General features: G+C 68.1%; 22 protein-coding genes. 6 read left to right on the forward strand and 16 right to left on the reverse strand.

Annotated features, from left to right (window positions below):
• Positions 1-3: 3 nt before the first annotated feature.
• From EA796_RS07000 to EA796_RS07025, 6 genes are all read right to left on the reverse strand, one after another.
• Positions 4-276 carry a thiol-disulfide oxidoreductase DCC family protein gene (locus EA796_RS07000; protein ID WP_256679185.1) on the reverse strand — a complete coding sequence of 91 codons (273 nt, stop codon included), beginning with the start codon at positions 274-276 and terminating at the stop codon, positions 4-6.
• A 98-nt stretch (positions 277-374) separates the two neighbouring features.
• Positions 375-857, reverse strand: a complete 483-nt coding sequence (locus tag EA796_RS07005) for a YbaK/EbsC family protein (protein WP_021445123.1) — start codon at positions 855-857, stop codon at positions 375-377.
• Between the two features lie 106 nt (positions 858-963).
• Entirely contained in the window at positions 964-1,830 is an 867-nt protein-coding gene (locus EA796_RS07010; protein ID WP_122108093.1) for an MBL fold metallo-hydrolase, read from the reverse strand.
• 157 nt (positions 1,831-1,987) lie between these two features.
• Entirely contained in the window at positions 1,988-3,760 is a 1,773-nt protein-coding gene (locus EA796_RS07015) for an acyl-CoA dehydrogenase C-terminal domain-containing protein (protein ID WP_122108094.1), read from the reverse strand.
• Positions 3,761-3,819: 59 nt separating this feature from the next.
• On the reverse strand, positions 3,820-5,193 hold the full coding sequence (locus EA796_RS07020) for a solute carrier family 23 protein (protein WP_122108095.1): 1,374 nt from the start codon (positions 5,191-5,193) through the stop codon (positions 3,820-3,822).
• Between the two features lie 91 nt (positions 5,194-5,284).
• Positions 5,285-6,904 (reverse strand): acyl-CoA synthetase, encoded by a 1,620-nt coding sequence (locus EA796_RS07025; protein ID WP_122108096.1) that lies wholly within the window; start codon positions 6,902-6,904, stop codon positions 5,285-5,287.
• 141 nt (positions 6,905-7,045) lie between these two features.
• Between EA796_RS07025 and EA796_RS07030 the strand changes: the two genes are divergently transcribed.
• Both EA796_RS07030 and EA796_RS07035 read left to right on the forward strand, forming a co-directional pair.
• Positions 7,046-8,956: an ATP-binding protein gene (locus tag EA796_RS07030; protein ID WP_122108097.1), complete on the forward strand. Its 1,911-nt coding sequence runs from the start codon at positions 7,046-7,048 to the stop codon at positions 8,954-8,956.
• 44 nt (positions 8,957-9,000) lie between these two features.
• A complete protein-coding gene (locus tag EA796_RS07035; RefSeq protein ID WP_122108098.1) occupies positions 9,001-9,633 on the forward strand; it encodes a response regulator transcription factor in 633 nt (210 codons plus the stop codon).
• A gap of 4 nt (positions 9,634-9,637) precedes the next feature.
• Here the strand turns inward: EA796_RS07035 and EA796_RS07040 are convergent, their stop codons facing one another.
• The 6 genes from EA796_RS07040 to EA796_RS07065 form a co-directional block, all read right to left on the reverse strand.
• Complete coding sequence (locus EA796_RS07040; RefSeq protein ID WP_122108099.1) at positions 9,638-12,241, reverse strand: EAL domain-containing protein; 2,604 nt, start codon at positions 12,239-12,241, stop codon at positions 9,638-9,640.
• A gap of 121 nt (positions 12,242-12,362) precedes the next feature.
• Complete coding sequence (locus EA796_RS07045; protein ID WP_122108100.1) at positions 12,363-12,974, reverse strand: class I SAM-dependent methyltransferase; 612 nt, start codon at positions 12,972-12,974, stop codon at positions 12,363-12,365.
• Positions 12,975-12,977: 3 nt separating this feature from the next.
• Complete coding sequence (locus EA796_RS07050; RefSeq protein WP_122108101.1) at positions 12,978-13,310, reverse strand: DUF5629 family protein; 333 nt, start codon at positions 13,308-13,310, stop codon at positions 12,978-12,980.
• Positions 13,311-13,326: 16 nt separating this feature from the next.
• Positions 13,327-13,968: an oxidoreductase gene (locus EA796_RS07055; RefSeq protein ID WP_122108102.1), complete on the reverse strand. Its 642-nt coding sequence runs from the start codon at positions 13,966-13,968 to the stop codon at positions 13,327-13,329.
• Between the two features lie 30 nt (positions 13,969-13,998).
• Positions 13,999-15,723, reverse strand: a complete 1,725-nt coding sequence (locus EA796_RS07060; protein WP_122108103.1) for a C13 family peptidase — start codon at positions 15,721-15,723, stop codon at positions 13,999-14,001.
• A 109-nt stretch (positions 15,724-15,832) separates the two neighbouring features.
• Positions 15,833-16,288, reverse strand: coding sequence for a MaoC family dehydratase (locus tag EA796_RS07065; protein WP_003240173.1), 456 nt, complete (start codon positions 16,286-16,288; stop codon positions 15,833-15,835).
• Between the two features lie 303 nt (positions 16,289-16,591).
• Here EA796_RS07065 and EA796_RS07070 point away from each other — a divergent pair, with 303 nt between their 5' ends.
• The 3 genes from EA796_RS07070 to EA796_RS07080 are packed head-to-tail and all read left to right on the forward strand — an operon-like array spanning position 16,592 to position 18,262.
• Complete coding sequence (locus tag EA796_RS07070; RefSeq protein ID WP_122108104.1) at positions 16,592-16,951, forward strand: CidA/LrgA family protein; 360 nt, start codon at positions 16,592-16,594, stop codon at positions 16,949-16,951.
• A complete protein-coding gene (locus EA796_RS07075) occupies positions 16,948-17,664 on the forward strand; it encodes an LrgB family protein (RefSeq protein ID WP_122108105.1) in 717 nt (238 codons plus the stop codon). The genes EA796_RS07070 and EA796_RS07075 overlap by 4 nt, the downstream gene beginning before the upstream one ends.
• A gap of 7 nt (positions 17,665-17,671) precedes the next feature.
• On the forward strand, positions 17,672-18,262 hold the full coding sequence (locus tag EA796_RS07080; protein WP_122108106.1) for an LON peptidase substrate-binding domain-containing protein: 591 nt from the start codon (positions 17,672-17,674) through the stop codon (positions 18,260-18,262).
• A 144-nt stretch (positions 18,263-18,406) separates the two neighbouring features.
• Here the strand turns inward: EA796_RS07080 and EA796_RS07090 are convergent, their stop codons facing one another.
• The 4 genes from EA796_RS07090 to EA796_RS07105 all read right to left on the reverse strand — a co-directional run bounded on the left by EA796_RS07090 (position 18,407) and on the right by EA796_RS07105 (position 22,767).
• A complete protein-coding gene (locus tag EA796_RS07090; RefSeq protein ID WP_021443070.1) occupies positions 18,407-18,547 on the reverse strand; it encodes a DUF2474 domain-containing protein in 141 nt (46 codons plus the stop codon).
• 9 nt (positions 18,548-18,556) lie between these two features.
• Positions 18,557-19,564 (reverse strand): cytochrome d ubiquinol oxidase subunit II, encoded by a 1,008-nt coding sequence (gene cydB, locus EA796_RS07095; protein ID WP_021443069.1) that lies wholly within the window; start codon positions 19,562-19,564, stop codon positions 18,557-18,559.
• A 2-nt stretch (positions 19,565-19,566) separates the two neighbouring features.
• On the reverse strand, positions 19,567-21,006 hold the full coding sequence (locus EA796_RS07100) for a cytochrome ubiquinol oxidase subunit I (RefSeq protein ID WP_122108107.1): 1,440 nt from the start codon (positions 21,004-21,006) through the stop codon (positions 19,567-19,569).
• A gap of 483 nt (positions 21,007-21,489) precedes the next feature.
• A complete protein-coding gene (locus EA796_RS07105) occupies positions 21,490-22,767 on the reverse strand; it encodes an acetyl-CoA C-acetyltransferase (protein ID WP_122108108.1) in 1,278 nt (425 codons plus the stop codon).
• 301 nt (positions 22,768-23,068) lie between these two features.
• On the opposite strand from EA796_RS07105, the gene EA796_RS07110 reads away from it, so the two are divergent.
• The gene (locus EA796_RS07110; protein WP_122108109.1) at positions 23,069-24,424 is read left to right on the forward strand and encodes a 3-oxoacyl-ACP reductase; all 1,356 of its coding nucleotides are present in this window, start codon (positions 23,069-23,071) and stop codon (positions 24,422-24,424) included.
• Positions 24,425-24,496 lie beyond the last annotated feature (72 nt).

Below are 24,496 nucleotides of genomic sequence, written 5' to 3' on the forward strand. Positions count from 1 at the left end.
GCGCTACCAGTGCCGGCGCCAGCGGTTCCAGCGATACAGGGCGCGGGCGAACAGGTTGTAGGCGCGCTGCGCCAGCCAATGCAGGCCGGGCAGGCGCAGTAGGCGGGCCAGCCAGCGCTGGCCGCGGGTGTGTGCGAAGAGCGCGGCGAAGGCGTCCACGCCGACCAGCACTTGGCCCTGCTCGTCGCGCAGGTGCAGGCGCTCGCGCACCGGCTCCAGAGCCTGGTTCAGCTCCTCGACGGTCTGCGGCTGCCGGTGCACGTCGACCCATTCCACCGGGCAGTCGCCGCCGGCCTACATGCGCTTGCGCTGCGCCGCGATGCCGGCGTCGCACACCGGGCAGGCGCTGTTGTAGAACACCTTGAGCTTGGCCATCAGAGGCAGGGCTCGGTTTCCACTTCTATACACACATCGATCCACTCGGCGTCGACCAACTCGGCCATGCGCTCGGGGGCGATGCGCACGGCGCTGTGGGTGGCGCCGGCGGCCGGCAGCACTTCGGCGAAGGCCAGCAGCGAGCGGTCGCAGTAGACGCTGAGCGGCGTGGCCAGGCCGAAGGGGCAGACGCCGCCGACCGGATGGCTGGTCAGTTCGACCACGGTCTGCGCATCGAGCATGCGCGCCTTGGCGCCGAAGCATTCCTTCATCTTGCGGTTGTCGATGCGCGCATCGCCGCGGGCGACGATCAGCACGTCGCGTTCGGCGATGCGAAAGGCCAGGGTCTTGGCGATCTGCCCCGGCGATACGCCGTGTGCCTCGGCAGCCAGGGCCACGGTGGCGGTGCTGGAGGGCAGCTCGATGATGTGGATGTCGGGCGCTTTTTCAGCGAGGAAGGCACGAACGGAGGCCAGGCTCATAAGGCGGTTCCCCAGGGCTGTCGAATGGTCGCGGCGGTTTCGGCGGGCGGCCGAGCGAAGCGGCCATGCTCGCGCTGCCCGCCGAGGCCGTCAAGACCGCTTGGCCTCAACTTGCCAGCAGATGTGCCGCTTTTACCGCCTCATCGAGCCCGTAGCGACCTTTTTCGTCGCGCGTTACCCGGCCCATGGCCACCTCCGGATCATGGGTGAACACCAGGCGGCCGCCGCGGGCGACGAGGTCGGCCAGCAGGGCTTCCTTCTCCTCGATCAGGCCTTCGGGAAAGCGGTCGTAACCCATGGTGATCGGTAGGTGCACCCAGGGCGCGCCGGGGATCAGGTCGCCGGGAAACACCACCGGCCCACCCGGCATGGCCACTTCCGGCAGCAGCTGGCCCGGGGTGTGGCCGTCGCTCCAGTGCAGGCGCCAGTCGGGGCCGAGCAGCTCACAGCTTTCGGTTTCGTCGATCAGCTGCAGGCGGCCGCTGGCGTCCAGCAGGTCCAGCAGCTCGGGGATGTAGGAGGCGCGGTCGCGGGCATGGGGCTGGCGCGCCCGCTGCCATTGGCGGCGGCCGCTGACGAAGCGGGCGTTGGGGAACAGCAGGCGCGCCGGCTGACCCTCCTGCCAGGCGGCGAGCAGGCCGCCGGCATGGTCGAAGTGCAGGTGGGTGAGCACGACGATGTCGATGTCGGCGTCGCTCAGGCCCACGGCCGCCAGGCTGTCGAGCAGCACGTGACGCTCTTCCTGCACGCCGAAGCGCTGCTTCAGCTCGGGGCTGAAGAAGGCGCCGATGCCGGTTTCCACCAGGATATTGCGCTCGTCTTCCTGCACCAGCAGGGCGCGGCACCCGAGGTCGATGCGATTGAGGTCGTCGGCCGGCATCCAGCGCTGCCACAGCGCCTTGGGCGCGTTGCCGAACATGGCGCCGCCATCGAGTTTCTGGCTGTTGCCGGTCAGGGTGGTCAGGGTTCGCATGGGAGGACTCTTGTTATGGGCCGTGGTGCGGCGGGGATTGTAGCCCGGATGCAATCCGGGAGAGGCCTGCCGACTGTCCCCGGATTGCATCCGGGCTGCGGGGAATAAAAAGGCGCGGCGCCTCGCAGAGGGACGCCGCGCAACACGCTCAAAAGTTTCAGAACTGCTCGGCAGCGAGGCCGTAGAGCGGGGCGCTGCCGGCACGAATGCTCGCCTCCAGGCTCAGGGTGCGCGGCAGCAGACGGGCGAAGAAGAACTCGGCGGTGGCCAGCTTGCCGCCATAGAAGGCCTCGTCTTCGCCCTGCTTGCCCTGCGCCACCGCCGCCATGCGCGCCCACATGTAGGCATAGGCGACGTAGCCGAACAGGTGCAGGTATTCCACCGAGGCGGCGCCCACCGAGTTCGGGTCGGCCTTGGCCTGCTCGAGCAGCCAGCCGCTGACCGCCTCCAGGCGTTCCAGCGCTTCCACCAGGCGATCACCGAAGGGCGATTCATGGGCATGGGCGAAGTCGCGCACCTCGCCGGCGAACAGGCGCAGCGCGGCGCCGCCGTTGGCCACCACCTTGCGCCCGAGCAGGTCGAGCGCCTGAATGCCATTGGTGCCTTCGTAGATCTGCGCGATGCGCACGTCGCGTACCAGCTGCTCCTGGCCCCATTCACGGATATAGCCGTGGCCGCCGAACACCTGCTGGCCGTGCACGCAGCTTTCCAGGCCGGTATCGGTGAAGAACGCCTTGGCCACCGGTGTCAGCAGGGCGACCAGGGCTTCGGCGTTGTGTCGCTCGTCGGCGTCCTCGGCGTACTTGGCCAGATCCAGCTGCTGACCGACGTAGCAGGCAAAGGCCCGCCCGCCCTCGTTCAGCGCCTTCATGGTCAGCAGCATGCGGCGCACGTCGGCGTGGACGATGATCGGGTCGGCGACCTTGTCCTGATTCACCGGGCCAGTGGCGGCGCGGCTCTGGATACGTTCGCGGGCGTAGCTGACGGCCGACTGATAGGAGGCCTCGGCGCAGCCAATGCCCTGGATGCCGATGGACAGACGCTCGTAGTTCATCATGGTGAACATAGCCGCCAGGCCTTTGTTGACCTCGCCGATCAGGTAGCCGGTGGCGCCGTCGAAGTTCATCACGCAGGTGCTTGATGCCTTGATACCCATCTTGTGCTCGATGGAGCCGCAACTCACGGCGTTGCGTGCACCGAGGCTGCCATCGGCGTTGACCATCACCTTGGGCACCAGAAACAGCGAGATGCCCTTCGGCCCGGCCGGTGCGTCCGGCAGCTTGGCCAGCACCAGATGGATGATGTTCTCGGTCAGGTCCTGTTCTCCACCGGTAATGAAGATCTTGCTGCCGGTGATCCTGTAGCTGCCGTCGGCCTGCGGCTCGGCGCGGGTGCGGATGATGCCCAGATCGGTACCGGCATGGGCCTCGGTCAGGCACATGGAGCCGGCCCAGCGGCCTCCGTACATTGGCGGCAGGTAGGTGGTTTTAAGGTCTTCGCTGGCGTGGGCGTCGATGGCCAGGCAGGCGCCGGAGCTCAGCGCCGAGTACAGCGCGAAGCTGGAGCCGGCGGCGTAGAGCATCTCCTCGAAGGCCACGGCGAGCATCTTGGGCATGCCCATGCCGCCGTAATTCGGGTTGCCGGACAGGCCCACCCAGCCACCTTCGGTGTAGGTGGCGTAGGCTTCGCGAAAACCGGCCGGGGTGCGCACGTTGCCGCCCTCCCACTGCGCGCCTTCCTCGTCACCGCTGCGATTCAGCGGGGCGATCAGCGTACCGGTGACCTTGGCCGCCTCTTCGAGAATGGCATCGGCGGTGTCGGCATCGACGGTTTCCGCCAGGGCCGGCAGGCGTGCCCACAGTTGCGGGGCGGCGAAGACCTCATGAAGCACGAAGCGCATATCGCGCAGCGGGGCGTTGAATTCGGGCATGGTGCAACCTCGACAGCGGAGGCGCCGCGACAGGCGCGGCGCGTGTGGAACGAAATGCGTCAGTCGGCTTCGGCCGGCTCGCGCGTCTTATCCTTGATGCTGGTGAATTTAAGCAGATGGGTGCGTTCGACCAGGATGTACAGCGCCGCGCCCGCGGCCAAGCCCCAGCCCGCGCCGTAGACGGCGAGCACCACACCCATGGTGCCGGCGATGCCGCGCTCGGTGTTGTTGTTGAGCTGCTCGAAGCCGACCATCAGGCAGATGTAGCCGGTGAGGATCAGCGTCAGCGACAGGGCGATCGGCAGTACCGGCTGGAAGAAACTGACCAGCGGCAGCATGAACAGCGCGGCGAAGCCGGTGATCCAGAAGGTGCCGGCGCCGCTATATATCGAGTCCATCGCCTTGCGCCCGTACTTGTAGCGCTCGGCCATGGTCGCCGCCACGGCCGTCCACAGCGGTCCGGCCAGGCCCGGGTAGGGCGCGAAGAAGGCGTGCAGGGCGTTGCGGATGGCGGTCACCAAGTGGATACGGTCGACGTTGTTTTCGATCACCTCGTCGGTGCGCAGTTCATCGGCGCGCTGCATCAGCGACTGGCCGACGATGATGTCGCCGAAGGCGATCACGTAGGCGATCACCGCGGTGGGCACGGCCAGCATGAACACGTCCAGGCCGGGGAAGCCGACGTTGAACGGCAGGTAGTTCCACATTTCGCCGAAGGCCGGCGCGGTGATGCCCCATTTGACGTCCGGCATCTTGTACTCGCCCACGGCGATGCCGATGAAGATGGCGATCAGCATGCCCGGCACCATGCCGTAGTTGACGATCTTGCGCGCCAGCGGCACGCGCTCGGTCAGGCCCTTGAACGACACCGAGAACATCAGGTACAGGCAGATCAGGCTGCCCAGCACCAGAGAGATAGGCGTGTTGGCCAGGCGGCCGCCGGCGCTGATCTCGCCCATCAGTGCGGCGATGCCGGCGCCGATGATGATGCCGCCCTTCATCGAGTTGGGGATCAGCCGCACCAGGGCGCTGCCCAGGCGGGTGACGCCGAGGAAGAGAAAGATCACGAACACCAGGAACTGCAGGGCGAACAGCGCCTGAATGGCCGCAGGACCCGGCTCGAAGTCGCCGAGAAACAGCAGCACCACCGGAATGCCGGGGGTGATCCAGCCGGGCACCAGCGGCACGCCGAGCAGCGCCGGCAGCATGAAGCCGATACCGCACACCACCACGTAGGCCAGGGCGACGTCATAGGGCAGGCCGAGGTATTTCTCCAGCAGCGGGATCATCGCCAGGCTGACCACGAACATGATCAGCGCCTGCAACATCTCCGCGGTTTCCCAGCGGTAATGCACGAAGGGCAGGCGCAGCTTGAACGGGCCGAGGGGCCAGTACGGTTGTTCGTCGCCGTCACGGCGCTGGAAGATTTGCATGAGGGTTCTCCGTCGGCCGCCTGGGCCGGTTCTTGTTGTTGTGCAAACGGTGCGGTTTTGCCGTAGCCCGGATTGCATCCGGGCTACGAGCTCAGAGAGCCTTGGCCATATCGCGCAGGACGAACTTCTGGATCTTGCCGGTGCTGGTCTTGGGCAACTGGGTGAAGACCACGGTCTTGGGCACCTTGAAGCCGGCCAGGTGCTCGCGGCAGAAGGTCATGATTTCGCTGTCGCTGGCCTGCTGGCCGGTCTTGAGGGTGATGAAGGCGCAGGGCGTCTCGCCCCATTTCTCGTCCGGACGGGCGACCACCGCCGCCTCCAGCACCGCCGGGTGGCGATAGAGCACGCCCTCGACCTCGATGGTGGAGATGTTCTCGCCGCCGGAGATGATGATGTCCTTGAGGCGGTCGCGGATTTCCATGTAGCCGTCGGCGTGACACACGCCCAGGTCGCCGGTGTGGAACCAGCCGCCTTCGAAGGCCTCGGCGGTGGCGCTGGGGTTCTTCAGGTAGCCCTTCATCACGGTGTTGCCGCGCATGAAGATCTCGCCGATGGTCTGACCGTCACGCGGCACCGGTTCCAGGGTCTTCGGGTCGGCCACCATCACCCCTTCCAGGGTCGGGTAGCGCACGCCCTGGCGCGCCTTGATGGTGGCGCGCTCCTCCAGCGGCAGTTCGTCCCATTCGGCGTGCCAGGCGCACAGCGTCACCGGACCGTAGACCTCGGTCAGGCCGTACACATGGGTGACATGGATGCCCATCTCCTCCACCGCGCCGATCACCTTCGCGGGCGGCGCAGCGCCGGCGACCATGGCCTTGACCGGATGATCGATGGCCGCCTTGGCCTCGGCCAGCATGTTCACCAGGGCGTTGAGCACGATGGGTGCGCCGCACAGGTGAGTGACCTGCTCGTCGCGGATCAGGGTGAGGATCTTCGCCGGGTCGACGCGGCGCAGGAACACATGCACGCCCGCCAGCGCGGTGACCGTCCAGGGGTAGCACCAGCCGTTGCAGTGGAACATCGGCAATGTCCACAGGTAGACCGGGTGGTTGCCCATGGCCCAGGTCATCTGGTTGCCCATGGCGTTGAGGAAGGCGCCGCGGTGGTGATAGACCACGCCCTTGGGGTTACCGGTGGTGCCAGAGGTGTAGTTGAGGCTGATGGCCTGCCACTCGTCCGTCGGCCACTGCCAGGCGAACGCGGGGTCGCCCTCGGCGAGGAAGGCCTCGTAGTCCAGCTCGCTGACCGCCTGGCCCTCGCCGTACTCGGGGTCGTCGACATCGATCACCAGCGGCGGGTGGTCGAGCATGCCGATGGCGGCGTGGATCACCTCATGGAACTCGCGGTCGGCGATCACCACCTTGGCTTCGCCATGCTGCAGCATGAAGGCGATGGCCTCGGCATCCAGGCGCACGTTAAGGGTATTGAGCACCGCGCCGATCATCGGCACGCCGAAATGCGCTTCGAGCATGGCCGGAATGTTCGGCAGCATCACCGCCACCGTATCGCCCTGGCCGATGCCGCGGCCGGCCAGCGCCGAGGCCAGGCGCCGGCAGCGTGCATAGGTCTCGGCCCAGTTGCGGCGAATCGAGCCATGCACCACGGCCGGATAGTGCGGGTAAACCGCTGCGGTACGTTCGATGAAGCTCAGGGGGCTGAGGGCGACATGGTTGACGGCGGCGCGGCCGAGGCCCTGCTCGTAGATCGACATGGCGGATACACCTTTGGCTGATTGTTAGCTCTGGTTATTCCGGTAATGATGCAGGCATTACCGAAGCTTGCTGGCGGTGATTTATAGGTAATTTCTATTTTTTATGGAATATATACCAAGGTTTTATAGAATAATTACTATATGAGTCTTTCAAGCGATCGAGCGGCCGTGCCGCTGCAGGCCTGGCTGCGTATCCAGCGCGAAGCGCCATCCCTCCACGAGCGGGCGGCCGCTTTGCGCCGCGCCGTGCTGGGCTGCCCGCAGGTGCGCCAGGCCTGGTACCTGGCCTGGCAGCCGGCCAGTCGCACCTATGCCCAGGACGATGGTGGCCCGCGCCTGCCGCCGGGGCAGGGGGATCCGCTGGCCGCCAGCGATCAGGCCCTGTTCGAGGCGCTGACGACGCAGCCCTGTTTGAGCCTGGAGGCTGTGCGTCAGCTGCCCTGCTGGCTGGCCGGGCGCCTGCGCCGCGCCGCCATTCATCACGGTCAGGCGCTGGCGCTGAGCCTGGAGGAGGGGGGCGCCGGTCTGTTGCTGCTGCAGGTGGACGAAGACGCCGGCCTGGAGTGGCTGCCCTGGCTGCGCGAGCTGCTGGCGCAACTGGTCGGCCTGGCTGGTGGCATGAGCCGCAGTGCGCCGCTGCTGTCGGCCGATCCGCAGCCGGCGCTGCTGCTCGATGAGCGGGCGTGCCCGCTGGAGTTCAACCAGGCGCTACAGGCGCTGCTCGGCGAGCGCGCGCTGGCCCAGGTCGGCGCGCTGTTGCCGGTCAACCATGTGCCGCTGGTGCGCGCCTGCCTGGAGCAGGCGCGTGCCATCGAGGCGGTGGAGGCGCAGGACGGCGAGCGCATCCTGATCTGGAGCTTTATCCCCGATGTCGCCGAACGGCGGGTGCTGGCGCGCTGCCGCGAGGCGACCCAGGAAATTCGCGAGCAGCGCGAGGCCGCGCGGGCGCGGCGGCTGTACCGGCTGATCACCGAGAACACCACCGACCTGATTTCCCGTCATACCCCGGACGGCGTGTTTCTCGATGCCTCGCCGGCCTGCTGGACGCTGCTCGGCTACTGGCCGGAAGAACTGCGCGGCTTGGCGGTCGACGGCCTGCTGCATCCGCAGGACCAACTGCAGCAGGCCAAGCAGGCGCGCGAGGCGCTGGAGCAGGACGGCTACCACACCATGACCTACCGCATCCGCCACCGCGACGGCCACTACCTGTGGTTCGAGACCGCCAGCCGCGCCATTCGCGAAACCTACACCGGCGCGGTGGTGGAGGTGGTCAGCGTGTCGCGCGACATCACCGCGCGCATCCAGGCCGAGGAGAACAAGCGCCGCCTGGAAGACGAACTGGCGCACACCACGCGGCTGATCACCCTGGGCGAACTGGCTTCGGGCATCGCCCACGAGATCAACCAGCCGCTGGCGGCGGTGGTCAACTACGCCAGCGCCAGCCAGCGCTACCTGCAGGGCGTCGGTGGCGATCCGGCCGGTGTCGACAAGGTGGCCCAGGGCCTGGCGCGCATCACCGAGCACGCCAATCACGCCGCGGCAGTGATCAAGCGCCTGCGCGCCTTCCTGCGCAAGGGCCAGCGGCGCATGCAGGCGCTGAACCTGGCCGAGGTGGCGCGCGAGGCGGTGCGTCTGTGCAACTGGGAGGCCGGCGCGGCGCAGGTGGCGATCAGCGACGTCTTGCCGGACAATCTGCCGCCGGTATTCGCCGACCGCGTCCTGCTGGAGCAGGTGCTGCTGAACTTGTTGCGCAACGCCATCGAGGCCAACCGCGATCAGCATCCGGGAGCGCCGTCGCAGATTCGTCTGGAAGCGGGGGAGGGCGACGGCAGCCTGATGATCCGGGTGATCGACCAGGGGCCGGGCGTCAGCGACGAGCAACTGGCCAAGCTGTTCACGCCCTTCTACACCAGCAAGGCGGACGGCCTGGGCCTCGGCCTGTCCATGAGCCGCAGCATCGTCGAGGGCTTTGGCGGGGCGCTGGAAGCCTTCCCGGCCGAGGGCGGCGGGCTGTGTCTGGAGTGTCGTTTGCCCTTGGGCAGGGACGAGTAGCCGCGAGCAACGAGAGTCATAACAACAAGAGGAGCAGCACAGGGATGCAACAACGGGTTTACGTGGTCGATGACGACCAGGGCATGCTCGACTCGACGCTCTGGCTGCTGGAATCGGTGGGCCTGACCGGCGTGCCCTTCACCAGCGGGCGCGCCTTTCTCGACGCCTGCGATCCCAGCGCCAACGCCTGTGTGCTGCTGGACGTGCGCATGCCGGGCATGGGCGGGCTGAACGTGCAGGAGGAGATGCGCGCGCGCGGCATCGACCTGCCGGTGATCTTCGTCAGCGGCCATGCCGATGTGCCCATAGTCGTGCGCGCGTTCAAGGCCGGCGCGGTGGACTTCATCGAGAAGCCCTACAACGAGCAGCTGTTGCTCGACAGCGTGCAGCAGGCGCTGGATCGCCGTCCGTCCCGGCCCCGGCACGATCCGCGCCTGGCCGAGGTGCAGGCGCGGCTCGACCAGCTCACCCCGCGCGAGCGTGACGTGCTGTTGCCGCTGGTGCGCGGCTACACCAACCGCGAAGTCGCCGAGCAGCTCAATATCAGCGTAAAGACCGTCGACCTGTACCGCTCGCGGGTGATGAAGCGCATGCAGGCCGAGACGCTGGCGGAGCTGGTGGGCATGGCCATCGCCGCCGGCCTGGTGGATGGCCTGGCGCTGCGCGAGACGGCCTGACGCCTCAGCCCTGCAGACCCGCGCCCTGGCGCACGTCGGCCGGCGTCGGGCCGTGCAGGTCAAGTTGCTCGGCCAGCTGCGGGGCGCCGTAGAGATAGCCCTGGAAGTAATGGCAGCCCAGGCGCAGCAGGGCGTCGCGTTGCGCCTGGCTTTCCACGCCCTCGGCTATCACCCGCAGCTCCAGCGCCTGGCCCAGGGCCAGGATGGTGCGCACTATGGCGGTGTCGCTGGCGCTGCCCTGCAGGTCGTGGACGAAGCTGCGGTCGATCTTCAGCTGGTCCAGCGGCAGGCGCTTGAGGTAGCTCAGCGAGGAGTAGCCGGTGCCGAAGTCGTCCAGCGAGAAGCGCACGCCGTGGGCCTTGAGCTGGCCCATCTTACCGATCAGCGCCTCGATGTCCTGCACCAGCTGGCTTTCGGTCAGCTCCAGCTCCAGGCGCTGCGGGTCGGCGCCGCTTTCCGTCAGGGCGGCGAGCACGTCGGCGACGAAGTCGGGGTGGTGGAACTGGCGTGCGCTGACGTTGATCGCCAGGGTCAGCCCGGCCTGGCGCGGGTCCTGCGCCCAGCTGGCCAGTTGGCGGCAGGCGCTGTGCAGAATCCAGCGGCCCATCGGCAGGATCAGCCCGCAGCTCTCGGCCAGCGGGATGAACTCGCCCGGCGGCACCAGACCCCGTTGCGGGTGCTGCCAGCGCACCAGGGCTTCGACGCCGAGCAGTGTGCCGTGCTGGTCGACCTGCGGCTGGTAGTGCAGCAGCAGCTGGCCGTCGGCCAGGGCGCGGCGCAGTTCGTGTTCCAGGGCGGCGCGCGCGTTCAATGCCTGCTGCATGGCCGGGTCGAAGAAGCGCAGGGTGTTGCGCCCGGCGGCCTTGGCCTCGTACATCGCCAGGTCGGCATGCTTGAGCAGCTCCTCCGGCCGGGCGTGGGGCTGAGAGAACAGCGCCACGCCGATACTGGCGCTGCAGCTGTGACTGTAGCCGGGCAGCTTGAAGGGAGTGGCCAGGCTCGCCAGCAACTTGCCTGCGACCTGCTCGATGGCGGCGATGGCGGCCTGCGGCTCGGGGGCGAGGTTTTCCAGCATCAGCACGAACTCGTCGCCGCCCAGGCGCGCCAGGCTGTCCTCCTGGCGCAGCTGGTCGAGCAGGCGTTCGGCGACCTGCTGCAGCAGCAGGTCGCCCTGGTCGTGGCCGAGGGTGTCGTTGAGGGTCTTGAAGTTGTCCAGGTCGATGAACAGCAGCGCGCCCTCGCGGCGGTTGCGTGCGCTGCGCGCCAGGGCGAACTGCAGGCGTTCGAGCAGCAAACGGCGGTTGGGCAGGCCGGTCAGCGCGTCGTAATAGGCCAGTTGGTGAATCTGTTCGAGGTTCTTCTTGTGCTCGCTGATGTCGGTGGAGATGCCGCACAGGGCGTAGATGCTGCCATCGGCGGCGCGCAGCGGCAGCTTGACCGAGAGGTAGGTGCGTTCGCGCCGACCGTTGCGGTCGCGGTTGGTTTCCTCGGTTTCCATGCGCTCGCCGGCGAGCACGCGGCGGTCGTTGTCCTGCAGCGCCAGCACGGTCTCGGCGTCGAAGAAGGCGGCGTCGGTCTTGCCGATCACCTGCGCCGGCGGCAGCCCGAACAGCTCGCAGACCTTGCGGTTGGCGTACTGGTAGCGAAATTGCGGGTCCTTGATGTAGATGTAGGCCTCGACGCTGTCGAGGATGGTGTTCAGGCGCTCTTCGCTGGCCTTGAGGTGACGGGTCTTGTCCGCCACCTGGCGGCGCAGCAGCAGGCCACCGCCGACGGCCAGCGCCAGCAGCAGGCCGAGCGTCGCCAGGCCCCACCAGAGCAGGGTGGGCACGCGCCAGCGCGCCTGCTCGCCGCCCCAGCGCTGCAGCACCTGGTAGTAGATCGAGTCGGGCGCGTCCTGCCAGACCTGTAGATGCCGGTCGATGGCACTCAGCAGGTCGGCGTTGCGGCCCTTGCGCGTGGCGTAGAACAGCTGCGCCGGCTGGAACATGATCGGCGTGCCGGTCAGGCGGTAGCTGGGCGCGTTGAAGTCGCCGAACAGATGATTGGCCGCCACCGCATCGGCCTGGCGCGCCACCACCAGCTCGAAGCCCTGGCGCAGGTCGCGCAGCGGAATCATCTGCGCCTGCAGGCCGAAGCTGTACAGTAGGTTCTGCAGGTACTGGTACTGGACCGACCCCTCCAGCGCGGCGATGCGCAGGCCGCGCAGGTCGAGCACGCTGCGCAGCTGCACTTCCTCGTGGCTGTACAGCTGCGACCAGCTGAACAGCGACGGCACGCGGTGGAAATCCAGCACGCGGGCGCGCTCCTCGTTGAAGGCGACGTCCGGCAGCAGGTCGATCTCGCCGTCCTGGGCCAGCTGCAGGCACTGCTGCCAGGCGCAGGGCACGGGCTGCAGCTGCCAGCCCTCCTCGCGGGCGATGGCCAGCAGCAGCTCGCCGAGAATGCCCGCGGGCTGGCCCGCGTCGTTCTGGAACAGCTTCGGCTCGTTGGCATACAGGCCGACGCGCACCGTACGCGCCTCGGCCAACAGCGGCCAGGCACCCGCCAGCAGGGCCAGGCAGAGGGCGAACGGGCGGAGACGGATGGACGGCGTGGCGGGCTTCATGCGCGAGTCGGCTTCCCTTCGGTGGAGGTCCAACAACCTGAGTTGCAGTATGGCCTGCCGCGGCGAGGATGCGAGCTTGGCAGGCCGTTGAAAACCGTAGGTGGTTTTTCAACAGCCCCTGCTAGTCGGCCCAGCCGCGATAGACATGGGTCATCGGCCGCGGCCCCTTGAGGTAGCCGCTGTCCAGCTGGCGGACATGAAAGCCGCCGGCTTCGATCAGCGCGGGGATGTCGCGGTCCAGGTGGCAGCCGCCGGCCAGCGGTTTCCACCAGGGCGTCAGGCGCTTCTGCCAGCGCAGCACCGGCAGGTCCGGGGCCAGGCCGTGCTCGCCGAACAGCAGGCGGCCGCCGGGCTTGAGCACGCGGCGCATCTCGCGCAGGGCCGCCACGGCGTCGGGGATGGTGCACAGGGTGAAGGTACAGACGATATCGTCGAAGCTGGCGTCCTCGGCCTGGATCTGCCCCAGTTCCAGGGCGATCATTTCCACCGGCACCGCGCAGGCGGCGGCGCGGCTTCTGGCCAGGGCCTGCATTGCGGCGGACGGGTCGACGCCGACTACCCTCTCGACGCGCTGCGGATCATAAAACCCCAGGTTGAGGCCGCTGCCGATGCCGATCTCCAGCACCCGTCCGCGCGCCAGGGGCACGAGCTGCGCGCGCACCTTCATCACCTCGCCCATGCCGCAGGCGAAATCGATCAGGTGCGGCAGGATATGGCGCTCGTAGAGGCCCACGGTTCAGGCCTCGTCGGCGTCGTCAGTCTCGTTGTCGCCGCGAAAGGCGGCGAAGCACTTGAGGCTGTGGCTCGCGTCGCTGCCGTCGAGGCGCCAGCTGTCGTCCTCCGCGACGTGCCGGGCGGCCTGCACCGCGGCCAGGGAGAACTGCCACAGGCGGCGCTCGCGACCGTCGATGCAGTGCACCTGCAGCAGTGGCTTGGTCGCGCTGTCGGCGCTGCCGGAGCTGACCTGGGCCAGCAGTTCGGTGTCGAGGTCGAACTGCCAGGCGTGCAGGCCGTCGATCTCCAGCATGTCGGCGTTTTGCAGGGCTTCGATCAGGCTTGTCGGTTGCATTGCTTCGTCCACGGCGTCAGCGCCCCAGGCGGCGCAGGTCGGAGGACTCTATCACGCGCACGCCATCCTCTTCCTCCAGGGCCAGGCGCCACAGCGCGCGGGCCAGGGCGCAGGCCTCGATGCCGCGGTACTTGCCCGGCAGCCAGCGCAGCAGCGGCGCGGCCAGGCGTTCGCCGAGGCGGAACTCGCGGCGCGCGCCGAGCAGCAGCGAGGGGCGGACGATGGTCAGTTGCGGCCAGTCCATGGCTTTCAGCGCCTGTTCGGTCTCGCCCTTGACGCGGTTGTAGAACACCGAGGAATTGGGATCGGCGCCGAGGGCGCTGACCACCAGCAGATGCCGTGCGCCCAGCTCGCGGGCGCGGCGGGCGAAGGCCAGGACCAGGTCGTGATCGATGGCGCGGAAGGCCTCCTGCGAGCCGGCCTGCTTGATCGTGCTGCCCAGGCAGCAGAAGGCGGTGTCGACGGGCCCGGCCAGCTGCGGCAGCAGCTCGGCCAACTCGCCCACCGGGTTGTCCAGGTGGGCGTGGGTGGCCAGCGGCCGGCGCGTCGGTGCCAGCACGCGGGCCACGGTGGGTTCGCTGAGCAGGCGGTCGAGCAGGTGTTCGCCGGTGAGGCCGGTGGCGCCGGCGAGCAGGATGTGCTGCGGGGTCAGGTACATGCAGTTGTCTCTTGTCCGTTACAGCTGAGCTTAGTCGTTGGCGTCGTTGCTGGCCACGGCGCTGAGGGCGCGTTCGGCCTGGCTCTGGCGCAGGCTGCGCCAGTGCTGGAGCACGCCGCGCGGGGCCCAGATCTGCGGTTCGGAGGGTTGATAGTCGTCGGCCTGTTCGCGTTCGGCGACGCGTTCCTTGGCCAGTTCGAAGGCGCGTTCGAGGTTGTCGGTCTCTCCCAGGGCCTCGGCGAACAGGGCGCGGCCGAAGTAGGTGAAGTCGTTCTCTTCGCTGCAGCCGAAGGATACCCGGTCGGCGCGCGCGGCGGTCATCACCAGGGTCTTGTCGTCCTTGAGCGGCGGGATGAAACCGCCGGAATAGCAGGCCGAGATCACCACCACCTTGTGCCGCTGCTTGAGCGGGGCGAGCAGCGCGGCGAGCTCGCTGGCGGGCAGGTCGGCCAGCTGCAGGCGCGGCTGGTCGAGGTTGAGCTCGTGCTCGCGCGAGCCGTGGCTGGTCAGGTAGATGAACACCAGGTCTTCCTCGCCGCTGCGCTCGGCCAGGGCCTGCACCGCGCGGCTGAGGTTCTCGCGGGTGGCCAGCGGGCGGTCGGCGAGGTGGTCGCGGTGGTTGATCAGGCTGATGCTGCCGTGGGCGCCGAAGCGCTCGCGCAGCAGGCGGCTGACGTAGTCTGCCTCGCGCATGAACACGCTCTGCTTGCCGTCGCCGGCCAGGGTCAGGGCGTACAGCTCGCGCGCGGGGGTGGAGGCGGGCAGCGCGGCGATGGCCTCGTCGAGCAGCCGGCCCTGCTGCAGCAGGCCCAGTTCCAGGGCATCCGGCAGGGCCTGGCCCTGTTCGTCGCGCACGCGCCGGCCGCGTTGCCAGGTGCCGGCCTGGCGGCTGCCGTCGGCCAGGGTCAGGGTGCCGTTGCCGGCATAGTCGCCGGCGACGAACTGGCCCTGGTAGTGGCTGCCGTCGGCCAGGGTCAGCAGGCCCTCGCCCTGGTAGCGCCACTCCTCGAACTGGCCGACATAGCGGCTGCCGTCGCTGCCGATGTACTCGCCCGGGCCGTCGAGCACGCCCGCGCTGAATTCGCCGCTCCAGACGTCGCCAGCCGCGCTCTGGTAGCGGCCCTTGCCGTGGAACTCGCTGTCCTTGAAGCCGCCGCTGTAGGTGTCGCCCTCGGCGTTGCTGAAGCTGCCCTGGCCGTTGAGCTGGCCCTGGCTGAACACCCCGCTGAACTGGTTGCCGTAGGCGTCGCGGCGGACCCCCTGGCCTTCCGGCTGGCCGTTGACGAACTGGCCCTGGAAGCTGCTGCCGTCGGCCGTTTCGAGTTTGCCCAGGCCGTGGAAACGGTCGTCGGCGAATTCGCCCTGGTAGCGCTGGCCGCCCTGTTCCAGCAGGCCTTCGCCGGCAAAGCGGTTGTGCGCGAAACCGCCCTGGTAGCGGCTGCCGTCGCTGTAGGTGAGGGTGCCCTGGCCGTGGAACATGCCCTGGCGAAATTCCCCCAGGTAATGTTCGCCGCCCGGGCCCTGCCATTCGCCGGGGCCGTCGAGCTGGCCGTCCTTGAACTGGCCGACGAACCAGCTGCCGTTGCGGTAGTCCAGACGCCCCGAGCCCTGCAGCAGGCCGTCGACTATCTCGCCGCGGTACTGCGCGCCGTCGGGCAGCACGGCATCGGCCGGCAGCAGGCTGCGCGCCTCATCGCAGCCGCCGAGCAGCAGGGTCAGGCAGAGGGGCAGTAGGCGCAGCGCAAGCGGCTTCATGGCAGACGTCCGGGTCGGGGCATTGCCGGCAGTATGCCGCAAGCGCGGGCGCTTGCGCTGCTGCGCCGCACGCTTCGGCGAAGGGCGGGGCGGAGCCCGCCGCGAGGGGTCAGACGAAGCAGAGGGTCAGCGGTTCGGCGATATAGGCCGGTTTTTCCTGGCCTTCGATCTCCAGCACGGCGCGGGCCTTGAGCAGCCACTGGCCGGGGTTCTTCTCGTTGGCGTCGGTCAGGGTCACCGTCAGGCGCACCTTGGAATCGACCTTCACCGGCTGGATGAAGCGTACGCTGTCGAGGCCGTAATTCACCGCCATCTTCAGGCCCTGGGGCATGATCATGATGCCTTCCATCAGCATCGGCACCAGCGACAGCGACAGGAAGCCGTGGGCGATGGTGGTGCCGAAGGGGGTCAGCTTGGCCTTTTCCGGGTCGACGTGGATGAACTGGTGGTCGCCGGTGCATTCGGCGAACTGGTTGATGCGCTGCTGGTCGATGGTCAGCCACTCGGACTTGCCGAGTTCCTTGCCAACATAGTCCTTGAGCTCTGCTACGGGTACGAACGGCATAGTTCCTCCTTGAGGACGCGGGTGTTGTTGTTTTTGCGTGGAACCCTTGCCGGCTAGATCATCACGAGGCCGGCACCGGGTCAAGCCTGGCTCGCCGCACTGAATGACGCGGCATAGGCGCGGCAGGCGAAGCAAGACAGGGGCCAGCGCGCGGCCATCGCGCCTATAATGGCCGGCATGTCCTTGAAGATGCCCGAATACCCCTGAGAACCCGTTGGCGATCTGCTGCGCGGCGGCTTTGCTGCGTTGGAGAGCGCAAACGGCTTCCGCCATTCGGCATCGCACCTTTCGGAGATTTTGCCCATGCTGCTTCGCGGCCTGTCCTGGCTGGTGTTGTGCCAGTTGCTCGGTACCGCCCTCAACGTCCTGCTGCTGCCCATGCTGCCCGGGCCGATCATCGGCATGCTGTTGCTGTTCGTCTTCCTCATGCTGCGCGGCGAGGTGGGCGAGCCGCTCAGCGTCGCCTCCAGCAGCCTGCTCAAGTACCTGCCGCTGATCCTGGTGCCGCCGGCCGTGGGGGTGATGGCCTATGCCGGCGACATCCTCGCCGACTTCTGGGCGGTGGTCGGCGCGCTGCTGCTGTCGCTGCTGCTGTCGCTGGCCTTCGCCGGCTGGCTGATGCAGAAACTGATCGAGCGCCAGCAGCGCCGGGAGCAGGCATGAGTCCGGACTGGCAGGGCGCCTGGCAGGCGCTGACCCACCACCCATTGTTCGGTATCGGCATCACCCTGGGCGCCTACCAGCTGGCTATCGCCGCCTACGAGCGCACCCGCTGGGTGTTCCTGCAGCCGGTGCTGGTGTCGATGCTGACGGTGATCGGCATCCTGTTGCTCTGCGGCCTGAGCTTCGCCGAGTACAGGAGCAGCGTCGCGGCCCTGACCCTGCTGCTCGGCCCGGCCACTGTGGCCCTGGCCGTGCCGCTGTACCTCAACCTGCGACGCATCCGCCAGCTGTTCTGGCCGATCGTGCTGACCCTGCTGATTGCCGGCACCCTGGCCACCGTGCTGGGCGCCGGGCTGGCCTGGCTGTTCGGCGCCGAGCGGCTGATGCTGATGAGCATGGCGCCGAAATCGGTGACTTCGCCAATCGCCATGCTGGTGGCCGAGCAGATCGGCGGCATCGCCGCGCTGGCGGCGGTGTTCGTGATGATCACCGGGGTCATCGGCGCCATCGTCGGGCCCTCGTTGCTGCGCCTGTGCGGGGTCCAGCATCCGGCGGCGCAGGGCATGGCGCTGGGCATCACCGCGCATGCGGTGGGCACGGCGCGGGCGTTGCAGGAAAGCGACGAGTGCGGCGCCTTCGCCGCCCTGGCCATGAGCCTGATGGGCGTGATCACCGCCGTGCTGTTGCCGCTGGCGATTGTTCTGCTGCTGTGAGGTGACGATGAATCTGCCGCTGTTTCCGCTCAACACTGTGCTGTTCCCCGGCTGCATGCTCGATCTGCAGATATTCGAGGCGCGCTACCTGGACATGATCAGCCGCTGCATGAAGCAGGGCAGCGGTTTCGGCGTGGTCTGCATAGTCGAGGGCGAGGAGGTCGGCGAGGCCGCCAGCAGCTTTGCCGCCATCGGGTGTGAGGCGCTGGTGCGTGACTTCCAGCAGCGGCCCAACGGCCTGCTGGGGATTCGCGTCGAAGGTGGTCGGCGTTTCCGGGTGCGCAGCGCCCAGGTGCTGCCGGATCAGCTGACCATCGCCGAGGTGGACTGGCTGGATGAGGCCGCGGAATGCCCGCTGCAGGCCGAGCATGCCGACCTCGCTGCGCTGCTGGCGGCGCTGGCCGAACACCCGCTGGTGGCCTCGCTGGGCATGGGCGGCGTGGCCGTCGGCCAGGCGCAACTGGCCAACCAGCTGGCCTACCTGTTGCCGCTGGAGCCGGGGCAGAAGCTGCAGGTGCTGCAGCAGGACGACCCCGGCGCGCGCCTGGCCCAGCTGCAACTGCTGCTCGAGCAGTTGCAGGGCGAGTCCGGCGGCTGAGCAGCAGGCCGTGGAAAAACTACCTACGTTGCCATCGCGGCGTTAAAAACAGGCTCAAAATGCTCATTTACAGCTCGTAAACTCCGCTTTTTCGCCTGTTTTTGCCTTGCGCTGGCTGCCTCGCCTACGTTTTTCAACGGCCTGCTAGGGCGTGCCCATCCCCGCCGCCTGCATGAATAGGCGCAGCAACCAGGACAACGCGCCCAGGGCCAGCACGCTGGCGGCCCAGATCAACACCAGCCAGCCCAGGCGCTGCCACAGCGGTTTCTTCTCGGCATCGTGCATGGCGCGCCCTCAGTGGTAGCCGTCTTCCTGGGTCACCTTGCCGCGGAACACGTAGTAGCTCCAGGCGGTGTACATCAGGATGAAGGGGATGATGAACAGCGCGCCGACCAGGATGAAGCCCTGGCTCTGCGGCGGCGCGGCGGCTTCCCAGATGCTGATCGACGGCGGGATGACGTTGGGCCACAGGCTTATCCCCAAGCCGCTGTAGCCGAGGAAGATCAGCACCAGGGTGAGCAGGAAGGGCGAGTAGTGGGCGTTTTCCGCCACCGCCTTGAGCAGCGCCCAGGTGCAGACCAGCACCAGCACCGGCACCGGCATGAACCAGAACAGGTTCGGCAGGCTGAACCAGCGCTCGGCGATCTCCGGGTGTGCCAGCGGCGTCCACAGGCTGACGATGCCGGTCACCGCCAGCAGGACGAACACCAGCGGCCGCGCCAGATCGTGCATCTGCAACTGCAGTCGGCCTTCGGTCTTCATGATCAGCCAGGTGCAGCCGAGCAGCGCGTAGGCGGCGATCAGCGCCAGGCCGCAGAACAGCGAGAAGGGCGTCAGCCAGTCCAGGGCGCCGCCGGCATAGGTCCGCTCGACCACCTCGAAACCGTCGATATAGGCGCCCAGCGCCACGCCCTGGAAGAAGGTCGCGGTCAGCGAGCCGCCGATAAAGGCCTTGTCCCACAGGTGACGCTTGGCCGCCTTGGCCTTGAAGCGGAACTCGAAGGCCACGCCGCGGAAGATCAGCCCCAGCAGCATCAGGATCAGCGGCAGGTAGAGGGCGTCGAGCACCACCGCGTAGGCCAGCGGGAAGGCGCCGAACAGCGCCGCGCCGCCGAGCACCAGCCAGGTCTCGTTGCCGTCCCACACCGGCGCCACGGTATTCATCATCACGTCGCGCTCGCCCTCGTCCCGGACGAAGGGGAAGAGGATGCCGATGCCCAGATCGAAGCCGTCCATCACCACGTACATCATCACGCCGAAGGCGATGATCACCGCCCAGATCAGCGAAAGATCGATACCCATGTTCAGGCCCTCCCGCCCGGCAGATCGGTTTCCGTGTCGTCGAAGTCCTCTTGCGCCGCCGACAGCGGCCGCGACGGCGTGCGCGGCTGGCCCGGGCCGCCCTGGGTGACTTCCTGGCCCTCGTCGATCCGCGGGCCCTTGCGCACCAGGCGCAGCATGTAGCCGATGCCGGCGCCGAACAGGGCGAAGTAGACCACCACGAACAGCGCCAGGGTCAGGCTCATCTGCGCAAAGCTGTGCCCGGACGAGGCATCGGCGGTGCGCATCAGGCCCTGGACGATCCACGGCTGACGGCCGATCTCGGTGGTGTACCAGCCGGCGAGGATTGCCAGGATGCCGGACGGGCCCATCCACACCGCCAGGTGCAGGAAGGGCCGCGAGGCGAACAGCCGGCCGCGGTAGCGCAGCCAGGTGCCCCAGAGGCCGACCAGGATCATCAGCAGGCCCATGGCGACCATCACCCGGAAGGTCCAGAACACTATGGTGGAGTTGGGCCTATCCTCGGGCGCGAATTCCTTCAGCGCCGGCACCTGCTTATCCAGGCTGTGGGTCAGGATCAGGCTGCCCAGCGCCGGAATCTCCAGCTTGAAGCGGGTTTCCTCGCGTTCCATGTCCGGCCAGCCGAACAGGATCAGCGGGGTCGGTTCGCCGCTGCTGTTGTCCCAGTGGCCTTCCATCGCGGCGATCTTGGCCGGCTGGTATTTCAGCGTGTTGAGGCCGTGCAGGTCGCCGATAAAGGCCTGCACCGGCGCGACGATCAGCGCCATCCACACCGCCATCGACAGCATCTTGCGGATCGCCGGGTTGTCGCGCCCGCGCAGCAGGTGCCAGGCCGCCGAGGCGCCGACGAAGAAGGCGGTGGCGAGGAAGGCCGCCGTGGCCATGTGCGCCAGGCGATAGGGGAAGGAGGGGTTGAACACCACGGCGAACCAGTCCACCGGGATCACCCGGCCGTCGACTATCTCGAAGCCCTGCGGGGTGTGCATCCAGCTGTTGGAGGCGAGAATCCAGAAGGTCGAGATCAGGGTGCCTATCGCCACCATCAGCGTGGAGAAGAAGTGCAGGCCCGGGCCGACGCGGTTCCAGCCGAACAGCATGACGCCGAGGAAGCCCGCCTCGAGGAAGAAGGCGGTGAGCACCTCATAGGTCAGCAAGGGGCCAGTGACCGCCCCGGCGAAGTCGGAGAAGGCGCTCCAGTTGGTGCCGAACTGGTAGGCCATGACCAGGCCGGAGACCACGCCCATGCCGAAGTTGACGGCGAAGATCTTCGCCCAGAAGTGGTAGAGGTCGCGGTACACCGTCTCGCCGCTTCTCAGCCACAGACCTTCGAGCACGGCCAGGTAGCTGGCCAGACCGATGGTGATGGCGGGGAAGATGATGTGAAAGGAAATGGTGAAGGCAAACTGGATTCGGGCGAGATCGAGGGCCTCTAAACCGAACATGGCACATCCTCATACAGGTTATCTCGGACCCGGCACGGTCTGCCGGGCCACAGACTCCAGGCGTTGGAGTCACAGCAAGGCGCAATTGTTCTTGTCGAGCGAGGCGCAGCGGAGGTCGGGCCCAATGGCCCGCAGGCGCAAACCCACGAAGGTTGTATTGACCTGGATCAATCCACATCGAAAAGACTAGCGGGTCTGGGCGCACTTGACGCTGTGGTGATTTGCCGCGCGGCAGGCTACCGCAGGCTGGGGTATGGGCGGTGCGCACGGCCCAGGCGGCCCGCGACACCCTACAGGTGGGCGGCACGGCCGGGCCAAAAAACGCCGGGAGCATCCTTCGCCGTCGCGCAGCGAGGGCCCGCAGGCTGGCCACCAGGAATGGCAGGCCAAAAAAATAGGCGGCCGCGCATCGCGCGGGCCGCCCCAATTCACGGAGTTGCTTACATCCTGTGAGCGCGATGACTTGCGCTCACCGACATTGGATTACTTTTCCAGGATCGCGGTCACACCCTGACCGCCGGCGGCGCAGATGGAGATCAGCCCGCGGCCCTGCCCGGCCGCCGCAAGCAGCTTGGCCAGGTTGGCGACGATGCGCCCGCCGGTGGCGGCGAAGGGGTGGCCGGCGGCGAGCGAGCTGCCCTTGACGTTCATTCGGCTGCGGTCGATGGCGCCCAGCGGCGCGTCCAGGCCCAGGCGCTCACGGCAGTAGTCGGCGTCTTCCCAGGCCTTGAGGGTGCACAGCACCTGGGCGGCGAAGGCCTCGTGGATCTCGTAGTAGTCGAAGTCCTGCAGGCTCAGGCCATTGCGCGCCAACAGCCGCGGCACGGCATAGACCGGTGCCATCAGCAGGCCCTCCTGGCCCTGGACGAAATCCACCGCCGCCGCCTCGCCGTCGCGCAGGTAGGCCAGCACCGGCAGGCCGCGCGCCTTGGCCCAGTCCTCGCTGGCCAGCAGCACCAGCGAGGCGCCGTCGGTCAGCGGCGTGGAGTTGGCCGCGGTCAGGGTGCCGCGCGGGCCGCGCTCGAAACAGGGCTTGAGGCTGGTGAGCTTCTCGGCGCTGATGTCGGCGCGCAGGTTCTGGTCGCGGGTCAGGCCGCGGAACGGCGTGAGCAGGTCGTCGTGCCAGCCTTCGGCATAGGCGGCGGCGAGTTTCTGGTGGCTGGCCAGGGCCAGCTGGTCCTGCTCGTCGCGCGCAATCGCCCAGCGCTGCGCCATCAGCTCGCAGTGCTCACCCATCGACAGCCCGGTGCGCGGCTCGCCGTTGCGCGGGATGGCCGGGGCCAGGTGGCGCGGGCGGATCTGCAGCAGGCTCTTGAGCTTGTCCAACGTGCGCTTGCCGCGGTTGGCCTCCAGCAGAATCTTGCGCAGCCCCTCGTTGACCCCGATCGGCGCGTCGGAGGTGGTGTCGACGCCGCCGGCGATGCCGCAGTCGATCTGCCCCAGGGCGATCTTGTTGGCCACCAGCAGCGCTGCCTCCAGGCCGGTGCCGCAGGCCTGCTGCAGGTCGTAGGCCGGGGTCTCGGGCGCCAGGCGCGAGCCGAGCACGCATTCGCGGGTCAGGTTGAAGTCGCGCGAGTGCTTGAGCACGGCGCCGGCCACCACCTCGCCGAGGCGCTCGCCGTGCAGGTTGAAGCGCTCCACCAGGCCCTCGAGGGCGCTGGTCAGCATCTCCTGATTGCTCGCCGTGGCGTAGGCGGTGTTGGAGCGGGCGAAGGGGATGCGGTTGCCGCCGACTATGGCGACCCGGCGTAGCTGGGCCATGCTGACTCCTTGCGAATAAAGATTGGGCTACAGGCTAGCGCGCGCCGCCGCATCTGCATTGGCCGCCTTGCCGCGGCCCCAGGCAGTGCGGTCAATTGCGCTTGGCCCGTCACTGCGTAGAGTGGCACGACTTTAGAACGTGTCTACGATCTGCTGCGCGTCGGCCCTGCTGCGTTGAAAACAGGCTCGGACTGCTCATTTACAACTCGTAAACTCCGCGTCCTCGCCTGTTTTCGCCTTGCATGGCTCTAGCTCGCGAAATCGTAGACACGTTCTTTGATTCGCCCACAGGAGCCCGTTCATGTCCGACCCTTACCTCGCCTTCGCCAACTCCGCCGCCGGCCGCCGCCTGGTCGGCGCCCTCGGCCTGCCGGCGCCGCTGCGCCTGGAGCGCTGGCTGGCCGGCCGCATGCGCCCGGTGGACGGCGCCCTGCTGCTCGGCGGCGAAGGTGACCTGCTCAAGGCCGTGCAGCCCTTCGCCAACAAGCTCACCGATCAGCTGTTCGCCGCCCGCGAAGGCCAGCTGGAGCTGCCACGCTGGACCGCCGAGCACGGCCCCAAGCTCAAGGCGCTGCTGTTCGACGCCAGTGGCCTGACCCGCTTCGAGCAACTGATCGAGCTGCGCGACTTCTTCCAGCCGGCATTCAAGGGCCTGGGCCAGTGCCCGCGGGTGGTGCTGCTGGGGCGCGCGCCGGAATCGCTGAAGGACCCGGTCGCCGCCAGCGTGCAGCGTTCGCTGGAAGGCTTCAGTCGCTCGCTGGGCAAGGAGATCCGCCGCGGCGGCAACGTGCAGCTGCTCTACGTCGGCAAGGGCGGCGAGCAGCAGCTGGAAGGCGCGCTGCGCTTCTTCCTGTCGCCGAAGAGCGCCTACGTCTCCGGCCAGGTGCTGCGCCTGGGGGCCTGCGCCGAGCAGGTGCGCGACTGGACGCGGCCGCTGGCCGGCAAGAAGGCGCTGGTCACCGGCGCCTCGCGCGGCATCGGCGCGGCCATCGCCGAAGTGCTGGCGCGCGACGGCGCCGAGGTGATCCTGCTCGACGTGCCGCCGGCCTCCGCAGCGCTCGAGGCTCTGGCCGCGCGCCTGGGCGGGCGCGGCGTGGCCCTGGATATCTGCACCGAGGAGGCGCCGCAGCGCCTGGTCGAGGCGCTGCCCGACGGCGTCGACATTGTCGTGCACAACGCCGGCATCACCCGCGACAAGACCCTGGCGAAGATGAGCGATGCGTTCTGGAACTCGGTGATCGCGGTCAACCTCCAGGCCCCGCAAGTGCTGACCCAGGCCCTGCTGGACGCCGGCAAGCTGCACGACAACGGCCGCGTGGTGCTGATCGCCTCGATCAGCGGCATCGCCGGCAATCTCGGCCAGACCAACTATGCGACGAGCAAGGCCGGGGTGATCGGCCTGGCCCAGGCCTGGGCGCCGGCGCTGGCCAAGCGCGGCATCAGCATCAACGCGGTGGCGCCGGGCTTTATCGAGACGCAGATGACCGCCGCCATCCCGCTGGGCATCCGCGAGGCCGGACGGCGGATGAACTCGATGAGCCAGGGCGGCCTGCCGCAGGACGTCGCTGAGGCCGTGGCCTGGTTCGCCCAGCCCGGCTCCGGCGCGGTCACCGCGCAGGTGCTGCGGGTGTGCGGGCAGAGTCTGCTGGGCGCCTGAGTGGAATTGGTGGGCTGAAGCGGAGCGCCGCCCGGCCCATCCTACGGCAGAGAGCGGTTGCAGGCTGGGCTG

Origin of the sequence: Pseudomonas sp. AOB-7, assembly GCF_003696305.1 — a bacterium.
GTDB lineage: Bacteria > Pseudomonadota > Gammaproteobacteria > Pseudomonadales > Pseudomonadaceae > Aquipseudomonas.

Excerpts from the sequence above, each read along its gene's own strand:
- EA796_RS07030 (WP_122108097.1), top strand. The coding sequence starts at position 7,046 with ATGAGTCTTTCAAGCGATCGAGCGGCCGTGCCGCTGCAGGCCTGGCTG.
- EA796_RS07110 (WP_122108109.1), top strand. The coding sequence starts at position 23,069 with ATGTCCGACCCTTACCTCGCCTTCGCCAACTCCGCCGCCGGCCGCCGC.
- EA796_RS07010 (WP_122108093.1), bottom strand. The coding sequence starts at position 1,830 with ATGCGAACCCTGACCACCCTGACCGGCAACAGCCAGAAACTCGATGGC.
- EA796_RS07075 (WP_122108105.1), top strand. The coding sequence starts at position 16,948 with ATGAGTCCGGACTGGCAGGGCGCCTGGCAGGCGCTGACCCACCACCCA.
- EA796_RS07105 (WP_122108108.1), bottom strand. The coding sequence starts at position 22,767 with ATGGCCCAGCTACGCCGGGTCGCCATAGTCGGCGGCAACCGCATCCCC.
- EA796_RS07055 (WP_122108102.1), bottom strand. The coding sequence starts at position 13,968 with ATGTACCTGACCCCGCAGCACATCCTGCTCGCCGGCGCCACCGGCCTC.
- EA796_RS07080 (WP_122108106.1), top strand. The coding sequence starts at position 17,672 with ATGAATCTGCCGCTGTTTCCGCTCAACACTGTGCTGTTCCCCGGCTGC.
- EA796_RS07035 (WP_122108098.1), top strand. The coding sequence starts at position 9,001 with ATGCAACAACGGGTTTACGTGGTCGATGACGACCAGGGCATGCTCGAC.
- EA796_RS07065 (WP_003240173.1), bottom strand. The coding sequence starts at position 16,288 with ATGCCGTTCGTACCCGTAGCAGAGCTCAAGGACTATGTTGGCAAGGAA.
- EA796_RS07025 (WP_122108096.1), bottom strand. The coding sequence starts at position 6,904 with ATGTCGATCTACGAGCAGGGCCTCGGCCGCGCCGCCGTCAACCATGTC.
- EA796_RS07070 (WP_122108104.1), top strand. The coding sequence starts at position 16,592 with ATGCTGCTTCGCGGCCTGTCCTGGCTGGTGTTGTGCCAGTTGCTCGGT.
- EA796_RS07015 (WP_122108094.1), bottom strand. The coding sequence starts at position 3,760 with ATGCCCGAATTCAACGCCCCGCTGCGCGATATGCGCTTCGTGCTTCAT.
- EA796_RS07050 (WP_122108101.1), bottom strand. The coding sequence starts at position 13,310 with ATGCAACCGACAAGCCTGATCGAAGCCCTGCAAAACGCCGACATGCTG.
- EA796_RS07060 (WP_122108103.1), bottom strand. The coding sequence starts at position 15,723 with ATGAAGCCGCTTGCGCTGCGCCTACTGCCCCTCTGCCTGACCCTGCTG.
- EA796_RS07020 (WP_122108095.1), bottom strand. The coding sequence starts at position 5,193 with ATGCAAATCTTCCAGCGCCGTGACGGCGACGAACAACCGTACTGGCCC.
- EA796_RS07005 (WP_021445123.1), bottom strand. The coding sequence starts at position 857 with ATGAGCCTGGCCTCCGTTCGTGCCTTCCTCGCTGAAAAAGCGCCCGAC.
- cydB (WP_021443069.1), bottom strand. The coding sequence starts at position 19,564 with ATGGGTATCGATCTTTCGCTGATCTGGGCGGTGATCATCGCCTTCGGC.
- EA796_RS07100 (WP_122108107.1), bottom strand. The coding sequence starts at position 21,006 with ATGTTCGGTTTAGAGGCCCTCGATCTCGCCCGAATCCAGTTTGCCTTC.
- EA796_RS07090 (WP_021443070.1), bottom strand. The coding sequence starts at position 18,547 with ATGCACGATGCCGAGAAGAAACCGCTGTGGCAGCGCCTGGGCTGGCTG.
- EA796_RS07040 (WP_122108099.1), bottom strand. The coding sequence starts at position 12,241 with ATGAAGCCCGCCACGCCGTCCATCCGTCTCCGCCCGTTCGCCCTCTGC.